General features: G+C 72.8%; 10 protein-coding genes. 6 read left to right on the forward strand and 4 right to left on the reverse strand.

The annotated features are described in order from the left end of the window. Positions 1-156: 156 nt before the first annotated feature. Positions 157-2,352, forward strand: a complete 2,196-nt coding sequence (locus Q6347_RS02850; RefSeq protein WP_304602742.1) for a SpoIIE family protein phosphatase — start codon at positions 157-159, stop codon at positions 2,350-2,352. 53 nt (positions 2,353-2,405) lie between these two features. Here the strand turns inward: Q6347_RS02850 and Q6347_RS02855 are convergent, their stop codons facing one another. Continuing rightward, the gene (locus Q6347_RS02855) at positions 2,406-2,843 is read right to left on the reverse strand and encodes a DUF3151 domain-containing protein (protein ID WP_304602741.1); all 438 of its coding nucleotides are present in this window, start codon (positions 2,841-2,843) and stop codon (positions 2,406-2,408) included. A 100-nt stretch (positions 2,844-2,943) separates the two neighbouring features. Here Q6347_RS02855 and Q6347_RS02860 point away from each other — a divergent pair, with 100 nt between their 5' ends. The 3 genes from Q6347_RS02860 (at position 2,944) to Q6347_RS02870 (ending at position 5,418) form a co-directional block, all read left to right on the forward strand. Beyond that, on the forward strand, positions 2,944-3,321 hold the full coding sequence (locus Q6347_RS02860; protein WP_304606630.1) for an STAS domain-containing protein: 378 nt from the start codon (positions 2,944-2,946) through the stop codon (positions 3,319-3,321). A gap of 97 nt (positions 3,322-3,418) precedes the next feature. Continuing rightward, on the forward strand, positions 3,419-4,714 hold the full coding sequence (locus tag Q6347_RS02865) for an adenylosuccinate synthase (protein ID WP_304602739.1): 1,296 nt from the start codon (positions 3,419-3,421) through the stop codon (positions 4,712-4,714). Next, on the forward strand, positions 4,711-5,418 hold the full coding sequence (locus Q6347_RS02870; protein ID WP_304606631.1) for a transporter substrate-binding domain-containing protein: 708 nt from the start codon (positions 4,711-4,713) through the stop codon (positions 5,416-5,418). Before Q6347_RS02865 ends, Q6347_RS02870 begins: the two co-directional genes overlap by 4 nt. A gap of 25 nt (positions 5,419-5,443) precedes the next feature. On the opposite strand, the gene Q6347_RS02875 is transcribed toward Q6347_RS02870, so the two are convergent. After that, positions 5,444-6,808: an FAD-binding oxidoreductase gene (locus Q6347_RS02875; RefSeq protein ID WP_304606632.1), complete on the reverse strand. Its 1,365-nt coding sequence runs from the start codon at positions 6,806-6,808 to the stop codon at positions 5,444-5,446. A gap of 229 nt (positions 6,809-7,037) precedes the next feature. Between Q6347_RS02875 and purD the strand changes: the two genes are divergently transcribed. Both purD and Q6347_RS02885 read left to right on the forward strand, forming a co-directional pair. Beyond that, entirely contained in the window at positions 7,038-8,330 is a 1,293-nt protein-coding gene (purD, locus tag Q6347_RS02880; protein WP_304606633.1) for a phosphoribosylamine--glycine ligase, read from the forward strand. Next, positions 8,327-9,301: a phosphoribosylaminoimidazolesuccinocarboxamide synthase gene (locus tag Q6347_RS02885; protein ID WP_304606634.1), complete on the forward strand. Its 975-nt coding sequence runs from the start codon at positions 8,327-8,329 to the stop codon at positions 9,299-9,301. Before purD ends, Q6347_RS02885 begins: the two co-directional genes overlap by 4 nt. Here the strand turns inward: Q6347_RS02885 and Q6347_RS02890 are convergent. Beyond that, entirely contained in the window at positions 9,279-10,019 is a 741-nt protein-coding gene (locus Q6347_RS02890; RefSeq protein ID WP_304606635.1) for a Crp/Fnr family transcriptional regulator, read from the reverse strand. The genes Q6347_RS02885 and Q6347_RS02890 overlap by 23 nt on opposite strands. A gap of 141 nt (positions 10,020-10,160) precedes the next feature. After that, positions 10,161-11,828 (reverse strand): collagen binding domain-containing protein, encoded by a 1,668-nt coding sequence (locus Q6347_RS02895; protein WP_304606636.1) that lies wholly within the window; start codon positions 11,826-11,828, stop codon positions 10,161-10,163. Positions 11,829-11,902: the final 74 nt, after the last annotated feature.

Consider the following 11,902-nt stretch of genomic DNA (forward strand, 5'->3'; position numbering starts at 1 on the left):
CCCCGTCGTCCGGGGGTGCGCCGCATTGGATGCGTCCTGCACGGTGCTCCTTCCTCGAGCTTTCGCTCACCTCACGTCTCGGCGGACACCAATCTACGGTTGAATGGCCCCCCGATGCACCAACCTGGCCGCGAGACCTTGAGAAGGGAGGGGGCAATGGACCAAATGCCCGGTTCGTCCGCCGACGTTCTCCCCGTTCCCGCCTCCCGGCTCGCGGCCGCGCTGTCCGTCACGACCGTCCCGGCCTTCGTCACGGGTGCCTGGAGCCTCGGCATGCCCGTGCTCTGGGTCAACCGGGCGTTCGAGGAGCTGGGTGGCGTCGGCATCGAGGAGCTGGCGCTCCTCGGCCCGAACTCCCTGCTCGCGCTCGTCGAGGACGACCCCCAGCGCACCGCCGCCCAGGAGGACCTCAAGGCCGGCCGCGCGATGCGGAGGATCGTCAGCACCCGTCGCAGCGACGGCGGCACCACGTGGCTGCAGGTCGACGTCACCCCGCTGCCGACCGACCACGGGCTCCCCGAGTACTGGATCGGCGTCACGACCGACGTCTCCGAGTACGTCGACCAGCAGGCGGCGCAGCTGGCGTCGCTGGAGGTCGAACGCCGGCAGCGCGCCGACCTGGACCTCATCGCGCAGACCACCGATCTCCTCGGCGACCTGGAGTACCCGTTCGCACTGCGGGACATCGCCGACCTGCTGCGTTCCCTGGTGCCCTGGGCGGGGTTCTACGTCAACGACGACGGGCTGCTCTTCGCCGACGGCGTCGACGTCGCGTCCCCGCCGTCGGGTCGCGGCCGGCGTCACACGCGCTACGTCCCCGAGGACCGGACCCACGACCGGCTCGAACCCGCCCTCACGGGGGGCGTGTCCGAGGTTTCCGAGCCCGTGGTGGACGACGTGCAGCAGCTGCTCGACGGCGCCGTCGACGGGCCGGTGCGGCTGAGCCTCGAGGGCCGGTTCGACCCGTCCTCGGCCGCGGGGTGGTTGCGGCGGGACCTGATGCACCGGGTCGTCGCCGAGACGGGCGCGGTGCCCCGGGAGGCCGTCGTGCACGCGGTGGCCGGCCGACGTCGTGTGCTCGGTCTCCTCGTCACCTGGGACGGGGACGAACCCGTGCCGGAGCCGGGCCCCGCGCCGGGGCTGGACCACGTGTCCACCGTGGTCGAGGTCGTGGCCCGCCGCGCCGGCACCGCGATCGACAACGCGCGGCTGTACGCGCGCGAGCACCGGCTCGCCGAGGCCCTGCAGCGCGCCATGCTGCCCGAGCAGGCGGACGTGACCGGGCTGGACGTCTGGACCTACTACGCGCCGAACGCCGAGCACGCGCAGGTGGGCGGGGACTGGTACGACGTCCTTCAGATCACCGACGGGACGGTCGGGCTGGTGATCGGCGACGTCGTCGGGCACGACGTCGAGGCGGCCGCGGCGATGGGTCAGCTGCGGTCCGTGGTGCGCGCCTACGCGTACGAGCTGACGACCCCGGGGACCGTGCTGGACCGCGTCGACCAGCTCGTGGCCGGGATGCGGGTGCCGCGGCCGGCGTCGATGGTCTACGCCGCGCTGCAGCACCGGACCGAGGACGACAGCTGGGGCCTGGAGTACACCCGCGCCGGGCACCTCCCGCCGCTGCTGCTGCGGGACGGCACCACACGCCTGCTGAACGGCGCGGGCGGCAGGCTCGTCGGCTTCGGCGACGAGCCCCGCGAGACCGGCCACGAGGTCCTGCGGCGCGGGGACGTGCTGGTCTTCTACACCGACGGGCTCATCGAGCGCCGCGACCGGTCCCTCAAGCGCGGGCTGGAGACGCTGACGGAGATGTCCGGGCGCATCACGGCCCGCGACGCCGCGGGGGTCGGGGAGGAGCTGCTGTCCCGACTGGCCGACTCGCCCGAGGACGACGTCGCGATCGTCGTGGTGCGGGTCCCCGACCCGGAGGCCGACCAGCGGGTCACGGCGCTGAGCCCGCGCTCGCGCCGCTGGCTGCTGCCGAGCGAACCGGGTGCCATCGGCCGTGCCCGCCACGCGGTGCTGCGCACCTCGCAGGCGTGGGGGCTGGCGGAGTCCGCGGCGGCCGAGCTCGTCGTGAGCGAGCTGGTCGCCAACGGCGTGCTGCACGGCTGGGGCAACATCGCGCTCCGGCTGTTCGACACGGGGGACGGCCTGCGCATCGAGGTCGAGGACTCCAACCCGGCGCCACCGGTCGCCACGGACGGGCACCCGAACCGGCTCGGCGGGTTCGGCATGCAGATCGTCGAACGCCTGGCGGACTGGGGATGGCGGCCCAGCGCGTCGGGCAAGCTGGTCTGGGCCAAGCTGCGCCCCGACCTGACCAGCGGGTCAGGACCCGCGTAGCCGGCCCGGCCCGGCCCGGCGTCGGCGCGCCGGGCGGCTGGGCCGGGACGGGGTCAGCGCAGCGCGCGGACGTCGGCGGCCGCGACCCCGGAGTCCGTCAGGAGCTGCGCGCAGCGCTCCGCCTCGTCCGTCTCGCCGATCCGCGCGGCGGCCTCCGACAGCGCCAGCAGGGCCCGCAGGAACCCCTGGTTCGGGGTGTGGTCGACCGGCACCGGTCCCTGGCCGCGCCACCCCGCCCGGCGCAGGGCGTCCAGGCCCCGGTGGTAGCCGGTCCGTGCGTAGGCGTAGGCCGTCACGGAGCGGGTGACGTCGTCGCCGCCCGCGAGGGTCTGCTCGGCCAGGACGGCCCAGGCCGTGCTGGCCGCCGGGTGCGCCGCCGCCAGGACCGCGGGGTCCTCACCGGTCTCCAGGGCCTCCCGCACCGCCGCGTGGTCGTCGGGCAGGAGCGTCGGGTCGGGTCCGGACAGCAGGTTGTCGGTGAGAGGGTTCATGGCGTCATCCTCCCAGGGCGGCCCGCGGGCCTGCCACGCGGACGCGGCCCTCGCCGTCCCGAGGCGCGGAACTCCGGGGTGCGACGGTAGGCTCGCGCACATGATCGAGATCGCGACGTCCTCCACGACGACGACGCTCGTGATCGCCGGCGACCTCGACCTCGCCGAACGGGACCAGTTCCCCGAGATCGCGGCGCGCGTCGTCGGCCTCCGCCGCCAGCTGCTGGTGATCGACATGTGCCGGGTGACCTTCATGGACTCCACCGGCGCGGCGTTCCTCATCTCGCTCGCCGACGCGGGCCGCAAGCGCGGCGGGGCCACGGTCCTGCGCGGCGCCGACGACCGCGACCTCTTCGTGCTCGAGGTGTGCGGCGCGCTCGACCTCTTCCGGATCGACACCGACCACCACTGCGAGCAGTCCGACACGGCCACGGGTGGCGCGTCGGTCGAGCTGCCGCAGCGTCCCCGACCCGCCTAGGGCGCGCTGTCTGGGACACCAGGTCATGGCCGGGTAAACTCTGGCGAGGCCCGGCGGGATCCTCCGGGTCTCATCGACGAACGAGGAGAGTTGATCCATGCCAGCCGTGGTGCTCGTCGGCGCCCAGTGGGGCGATGAGGGCAAGGGGAAGGCGACGGACCTCCTCGGTGACCGCGTCGACTACGTGGTCAAGTTCAACGGGGGCAACAACGCCGGGCACACGGTGGTGATCGGCGACGAGAAGTACGCCCTGCACCTCCTGCCCTCGGGCATCCTGTCCCCCGGTGTCACCCCGGTCATCGCCAACGGCGTCGTGGTGGACATCGACGTCCTCTTCGAGGAGCTGGACGCGCTCGAGGCCCGCGGCGTCGACACCTCCAAGCTGATGGTGTCCTCCGGTGCGCACGTCATCGCCTCGTACCACCGCACGGTGGACAAGGTCACCGAGCGGTTCCTCGGCAAGCGGCGCATCGGCACCACCGGGCGGGGCATCGGCCCGGCCTACGCCGACAAGATCAACCGCGTGGGCATCCGGGTCGCCGACCTGTTCGACCCGAAGATCCTGCGCGAGAAGGTCGAGGGCGCGCTCGACCAGAAGAACCACCTGCTGGTGAAGGTCTACAACCGTCGCGCCGTCGACGTCGACGAGGTCGTCGAGGAGCTGCTCGGGCACGCCGAACGGCTGCGGCCGATGGTCGCCGACACCGGGCTCGCGCTGAACCAGGCCCTGGACGCCGGTCACAACGTCCTCTTCGAGGGCGGCCAGGCGACCATGCTCGACGTCGACCACGGCACCTACCCGTTCGTGACGTCGTCGAACGCGACGGCCGGCGGCGCCGTCACGGGGTCCGGCGTCGGGCCGACCCGGATCGACTCGATCATCGGCGTCATCAAGGCGTACACCACCCGCGTGGGGGAGGGACCGTTCCCCACCGAGCTGTTCGACGCGAACGGCGAGTACCTGCTCAAGACCGGCGGGGAGTACGGCGTGACGACCGGACGCGCCCGGCGCTGCGGCTGGTACGACGCGGTCATCGCCCGGTACGCGGCACGCGTCAACGGACTCACCGACCTCGTCGTGACCAAGCTCGACGTGCTGACCGGCATCGAGAAGATCCCGGTCTGCGTGGCCTACGACGTCGACGGCACCCGCTACGACGAGATGCCGGACGACCAGTCGGCGTTCCACCACGCGACGCCGATCTACGAGGAGCTGCCCGGCTGGTGGGAGGACATCTCGCAGTGCCGGTCCTTCGACGAGCTGCCGACCAACGCCCAGGCGTACGTGCGGGCGCTCGAGAAGATGTCGGGCTGCCGGATCTCCGCCGTCGGGGTCGGGCCGCGGCGTGACGAGATCATCCCCATCCACGACCTGATCCACGCGCGGGCATGAGCCGCGTCGCGGAGGCCGCCGTGCTCGCCCCCACGGGGGCGCTGCGCGCCGTGATCAACCTCGGCAACCCGGTGCTCGCCCAGGGCACGGCGTCGGCGCCCACCGGCGTCACCGTCGACCTGGCCCGTGCCCTGGCCGACCACCTCGGCACGTTCATCGAGCTGTCCTGCGTCGACGCCGCCCGGGACGCGTTCGCCGCCGTCCGGGACGGCCAGGCCGACGTCGGGTTCCTCGCGGCCGAGCCGCAGCGCGCCGAGCACGTGGCGTTCACCGACCCGTACGTCCTCATCGAGGGCGTCTTCGCCGTCCCCGCGTCCTCGCCGCTGCGGTCTGCCGCCGACGTCGACGCCCCCGGGGTGCGGATCGGGGTCAAGGAGGGGTCGGCGTACGACCTGTCCCTGACGCGGACCCTGCGGCACGCCCAGCTCGTCCGGGGCGCGGAGGGGACGGCCGTGTTCGAGGCGGAGGGTCTCGACGTCGCCGCCGGGATCCGCCAGCCCGTGACCCGCTGGGCCGCCGAGCGCGGCGACGTGCGGGTGCTGGAGCCGCGGTTCACCGAGATCCGACAGGCCGTGGCCACCGGGCGCGACCGGTCCCCGGACGCCGTGTCCTGGCTGCGGGACGCGGTCGCCGACCTGGTGCGGACCGGGTTCGTGGCCGACTCCCTCGCGGCGTCCGGTCAGGACGCGACCGTGCCGTCCTGACCGGGCCGCTCGGGTCCGGCGAAACTCACCCCGCCGGGGGGATGTTCTGGTTGATCCGGAACAGGTTCTCCGGGTCGTACTCCTGCTTCACCCGGCGCAGCTTGTCGAAGCTGCCGCCGAAGTTCTCCCGCACCTTGTCGGCGTCGTCGGGGGAGGCGAAGTTCGTGTAGCCGCCCTGCTGGGAGTGCGGGGCGATCGCCGCGTAGTAGTCCTTGACCCAGGCGATGCACCGCTCGTTGTCGGCCGGGTCGGGCCACATCCCCGCGATGACGCAGGCGAAGCGGGCGTCGCGGTGACCCCACGCGGTCGACTTCTTCGGCACGTCGTGAGCGGCGCCGTCGATCGGGTAGAGGTGCATCGTCGAGTTCACGACGGGCACCTTCGGGCCGTGCTCGAGGTGGGCGGCGATGGCCTCGTCGGTCAGCTCCGTCACGAAAGCCGCCTTCCAGTAGTGCTGCAGGCCCCGCGGGACCAGGCCGTCGAAGGCGCTGTTGAGCGCCGGGTACGGCATGACGCCCACGTGCTCGGCCACCGGCGTCGCCACGTCCCGCACCCCCTCCAGCAGCCTCGCGCCCTCGGCCTCGGGGCCGTTGAAGCAGGAGACGAGCGCGAGGAACGGCTCGCCCACCCTTTCCTCCGGCACGAAGGGCAGCGGGGGAGCGATCTGCCAGGCCGGGAACCCGCCCCAGGCGCGGGGTGCGTCCGCCTCGAACTCGCGGTACCACCGCAGGACGGCCTCGGCGTCCGAGAGCTCGAAGAACAGGGGGCCGCCGTAGATGTCGCCGACCGGGTGCAGCTCGAACTCGAACTCGGTCACCACGCCGAAGTTGCCCCCGCCGCCGCGGAGCGCCCAGCACAGGTCCGGCTCCTGGGTCGGGCTGGCCGTGACCTGGCGTCCGTCAGCCAGCACGATCTGCACGCTGTTCACGTTGTCGCAGCTCAGGGCGTGGGCGCGGGTCAGGTAGCCGATGCCGCCGCCGAGGGTCAGTCCGCCCACGCCGGTGGTGGAGATGATCCCGCCCGTCGTGGCGAGCCCGTGCGCACCGGCCGCCTCGTTGAACATGCCCCAGGTGGCTCCGCCGCCCACTCGGGCGATGCGACGCTCGGGATCGACCTCGACGTGGTTGATCGCGGACAGGTCGGCGACCACGGCGTCGTCGGCCGTCCCGAACCCGGGGACGCTGTGCCCCCCGCCGCGCACCGCGATGGGCCTGCCCGACGTGCGGGCGTAGTTCACCACCGCGGCGACGTCGTCGGCGTTCGCACACCGGACGACGGCCTCCGGGTGCTTGTCCACCATGAAGTTGTAGACGTGGCGTGCGTCCTCGTACGCCGGGTCGTCCGGCAGCACCACCGTGCCGGCGACACCCTGCAGATCCGTGACGGTCATGACCGCTCCTGACTCGGGTCCGTCGTGCCCTCGACGCGAGGAATCCAGGGGTGGGGTGGCGGAGAGCTCGGGCTGACCGTCCGATCGTCGGCAGCGCGCCCTGGGGGCGGCGTGGAGGGCGTCGGCGACCTCAGACCACGCTAGGCACCTCTCCGGTCGCTCGCGCGCGGACCGGCCGTCCCGTGGACGGCCCCCTGGGGTCCGGCCCGTCCACCTACACTGAGATCCCGTGAAGATCCTCGTCGTCGGGAACGGTGCTCGCGAGCACGCCATCCTCCACGCCCTCGCCGCGGAAGACGCCCTCGGGGGAGAGCCGCACGAGCTGCACGCGGCCCCCGGGAACCCGGGGATGGCCCGCGAGGCCACCCTGCACCCCGTCGACGCCGTCGACGGCGGCGCGGTCGCCGCGCTGGCCACCGACCTCGGTGCCGACCTCGTCGTCGTAGGCCCCGAGGCGCCGCTGGTGGCCGGGGTCGCGGACGCGGTCCGGGACGCGGGTGTCCCGGTCTTCGGGCCCTCCGCCGAGGCGGCTCGGCTCGAGGGGTCGAAGTCGTTCGCGAAGGAGGTCATGGCGGCGGCGAACGTGCCCACCGCGATGGCCCACGTGTGCACCACCCGCGACGAGGTCGCCGCCGCCCTGGACGCGTTCGGCGCCCCGCACGTGGTCAAGGACGACGGCCTGGCGGCCGGCAAGGGGGTCGTGGTCACGTCCGACCGCGAGGAGGCGCTGGCGCACGCGGAGGCGGCCCTCGGTGCCCGACCCGGGGGGCGGGTCGTCGTCGAGGAGTACCTGGACGGCCCGGAGGTCTCGCTCTTCTGCCTGTGCGACGGCGCCTCGGTGGTCCCGATGGTCCCCGCCCAGGACTTCAAGCGGGTGTTCGACGGCGGCGAGGGCCCGAACACGGGCGGCATGGGTGCCTACACCCCGCTGGACTGGGCGCCGTCGGGCCTCGTCGCCGAGGTCGTCGACCGGATCGCGCAGCCGACGATCGACGAGATGGCGCACCGTGGCACCCGGTTCGTCGGCGTGCTCTACGTCGGCCTCGCGCTGACCTCCCGCGGGGCCCGGGTGGTGGAGTTCAACGCCCGGTTCGGCGACCCGGAGATCCAGGCGGTCCTGACCCGCCTGACGACCCCGTTGTCGTCCGTGCTGCTGGCCGCGGCCCGCGGAGAGCTCGAGCAGCACGCACCGCTGCACTGGTCGCCCGAGGCCGTGGTCAACGTCGTCGTCGCGGCGACCGGCTACCCGGAGTCCCCGCGACGAGGCGATGCGATCACCGGCATCGAGGCGGCCGAGGCCCTGCCGGGTGTGCACGTCCTGCACGCCGGCACCGCGACGGCCGAGGACGGCACGCTCGTCTCCGCCGGCGGCCGGGTGCTGTCCGTGGTCGGCCGGGGCGCCGACCTCGCCGCGGCCCGGGCCGCGGCCTACGCCGGCGTCGCCGAGATCCACCTCGCGGACTCCCACCACCGCACGGACATCGCGCTGGCCGCCGAGCGGGGCGAGGTGCGGGTGCCGTGACGACCGAGACGCCCGAGGCCTTCGCCGGTGGCCCCCTCGACCTGCCCGGGTGGCGGCACGCCTACTCCGGCAAGGTCCGCGACCTGTACCTCCCGGACCTGCCGGCGCTCGGCGGGGTGCACCCGCTGGGTGACGTCGTGCTCGTGGTCGCCTCGGACCGGGTGTCGGCCTACGACCACGTGCTCACGCCGGGGATCCCCGACAAGGGTGTGGTCCTCACCCAGCTCAGCCTGTGGTGGTTCGACCAGCTCGCCGACCTCGTCGACAACCACGTCGTCTCGGCCGAGGCCAGCGCCGAGCCGGGTGACGGTCTCGTCCCCGACGTCGTCGCGGGCCGGGCGATGGTCTGTCGCCGCCTGGACATGTTCCCCGTCGAGTGCGTGGCGCGCGGCTACCTCACCGGCTCCGGGCTCGCCGAGTACCGCAGCACCGGCGAGGTCACCGGCATCCCGCTGCCCGCCGGGCTCGTCGACGGCTCGCGCCTGCCGGAGCCGATCTTCACCCCGGCGACCAAGGCCGAGGTGGGGGAGCACGACGAGAACGTCAGCTTCGCCGAGGTGGCGCGGCGGATCGGGGAGGACGACGCCGCCCGGCTGCGTGAGCTGACCCTCGCCGTCTACGCCCGTGCCGAGGGGATCGCCCGGGACCGCGGCGTCGTCCTCGCGGACACCAAGCTCGAGTTCGGCCGGGTGCCCGACGGGTCCGACCACCCGACCGGGCCGATCGTGCTCGGTGACGAGGTGCTGACCCCGGACTCCTCGCGGTTCTGGCCGGCCGACGACTGGGAACCGGGCCGGGCCCAGGCGAGCTTCGACAAGCAGTTCGTCCGTGACTGGCTCACGTCGTCGGCGTCCGGGTGGGACCGTGCCGGGGACGCCCCGCCGCCCGCGCTGCCGGCGGACGTCGTGCGCCGGACCCGCGACCGGTACCTCGAGGCCTACCAACGGCTCACGGGTTCTCGCCTCGACTGACACCGTTCGGCGACGCCGTCGACGGTCCGCCGCCGTCGTCGGCCGCCGCGCGCAACCCCTCCGGGTCGTGGATCGTCAGGTACCCGCGGCTCGTGGCGACGAGGCCGTCCAGGCGCATCACCCGGAGGTGGCGGACCAGCGCCTCGCGGGAGATCCCCGCCCAGGACGCCAGCTCGGCCTGGGTGCACCGGACGACGACCGATCCGTCGGGCTGCGGCACGCCGGACCGTGCCGCCAGCTGGAGCACCCAGTGGCACACCAGGGACCGGACGTTGCCGTAGGACCCGTGCAGCCGGTGCTCCTCCAACGTGTAGGCGAGGGTGGCCAGGGCGGAGACCGCCGCCTCCGAGACGGCGGGTGTGGTGACCAGCTGCCGGAAGACCCGCGCCGGGACGGAGAGCACCTCGGCCGGCGCGGACGTGCGCACGGTCGACAGCGCCGGGACGGCTGCGCAGACCTCGGGGAGGCAGGCCGCGTCGCCGGGGCCATAGGACAGCACGCGGGTCTCGTGGCCGCCCTGGTCGACCCGCACCGCCTCGGCGGTGCCCGAGAGGAGCACGCAGAGCGACGACGGCGTGGTGCCCTGGGTGGTGAGGGGCGTCCGGGCGGGGACCTTCGTGCGGTGCCCGGCCGCCAGCAGGCGGGAGCGATCGGGCTCGTGGATCAGCCCGATGAACGACGCCGGATCGAACGCCGGCACTGTGCGCGCGGTTGCCATCGTGTCGTCCCTGCCGCAGCAAGGTCCCCCTCGCGCCAGCGTAGGCCTGGGCGGTGCGGCGTGCTTGCCGGGCCGACGACGTACCCGGGGCACGGCACGGCGGGCGCACGCTTGGTGCGTGCGCCCGCCGTGCTCAGGGGACTATTCGGCCGTGTGGCCAGGGATGTCGACAGTCAGGCCCACCTCCCCGTGTTCGAGGTCGGAGAACCCGGGCAGGTTGCACAGCTTCTCCTCCGCGTCCGGGTCGACGCCCGTGAGCGGCGTGATGTCGCTCGGTGCGACCGTGTCCTGCGGAGTGCCCTCACCGAGTGCCACGGTGCCGACGACCAGCTCGTCGTCCGCCTGGTGGCAGATGAGCACGACCACCCGGTGGAGCTGCTCGTTGGTGAACGTCAGGTCCGGGTCGTCCCCGGCGGCCAGCCGTTCGGCACAGGTCTCCGAGGTGTTGACCGTGACGTCCTGCGGGTCCTGCCCCACGTAGTCGTCCGGCACCGTCGTCTCCTCGACGGTGTAGTCGCCGTACGGCACGTCGGCACAGAACACGCCGTTGCCGTAGTCGGTGAGGTCGGTCACGTCCTCGCCGGCTGTTGCGGTGAAGGCCGCGCCGTCGAGCGGATCACCGTTGTCGTCGACCTTCTCCACGAGGATCGACCCGTACAGGCTGTTCGTGAACGTACACGTGATGTCGTCGTCCGCCTCCAGATTGACGGTCACCGTCCGGTCGGCCACGCTCCAGTCGCCGCTGTCGCAGACGATGCTGTCGAGCTCTCCTGGTGCGTCCGCGGCCTCCGTCACCGTGTAGGTGCCCTTGTACACGTCCGTGTAGGGCTGGGACTGCCCGTCACCCAGCGTGAAGGTCGCCGGGTCGAGACCGCCGGTCGTCGTGAAGTCGAAGGTATCGGACACCCCGGAGGGGTCGGTGACCTTCTCGACGGTGAGCTTCCCGCAGTTGGAGATGTCCACGTCGACGGGCTTGATGAAGTCCTTGAGCTGTGAGGTGAACGAGTCCGAGGACCGCGACTTGAGGAACGCGCTGCCGTACGTCGTGCACTCCCCCTCGGTGAACAGGTAGTCGAGGTCGATGCTTGCCTCGCCGAAGGTCCGCGCGCTCAGCGGGCCCAGCTGTTCGCCGCTGCCCACCACGGCGTTGGCGCCAGTGATCGGGCTGTCGTTGATGGTTCCCGTCGCGATGTCCTCCGGGAGGACGTCGGCCGGTCCCCACTCGGTGCCGGTCCACTTGCGAGCGGTGATCTCTGCCCTCGCACCTCCCTGGTCGATCGAGTACTCGAGCAGCAGGTCGTCCACCTTGCGAACCTTGTTGACTCCGTTGCCGCACTCATCCGGCAACTGGTTCAGCTCGAAGTCCATCAGCGTGGTGCCGTTCGGTTCCGAGACGCGGGACCAGAACAGGTGCAGGAATCCGGGGTCACCCTCCTCCTCGTACAACCCGAAGTAACGCAGGTCGCTCTTGTTGTTGGGGATGCTGCCCGTCGTCGTGCCCGGACAGACGTCGTCCTCCTTGGACCCGCCGGCGAACGAGTCGTCGTCCCGGCCGGTCGGCTCGTCCTGGTTGACGGTCGCCTCGACGCTCGCCCAGTCCATCCAGGGGGCACCGTCGTCGACGACGAGGTTGGCGTCGACGTCGATCTCGAAGTCGCTGTCCGGCAGCGATGCGAGCGGATGACTGGCCAGGGCCGGAACGGCCTGCGCGAGCAGGAGCGGGACGGCGAGCGCGAGAGCGCTGAACAGTGCCAACCGGCGTCGCGACCTCCGTGGCGTCGCGGTCGGCGTCGTGCTGTTGTCTGACATGGGTCGGTGCCTCCTCGTCGAGTCCGACCGGCCCGCGGGAGACGGGCCGGAGGGCGTCCGCCATCGGCGGAGAT

Source organism: Isoptericola sp. b408 (assembly GCF_030588085.1).
GTDB lineage: Bacteria > Actinomycetota > Actinomycetes > Actinomycetales > Cellulomonadaceae > Isoptericola > Isoptericola sediminis.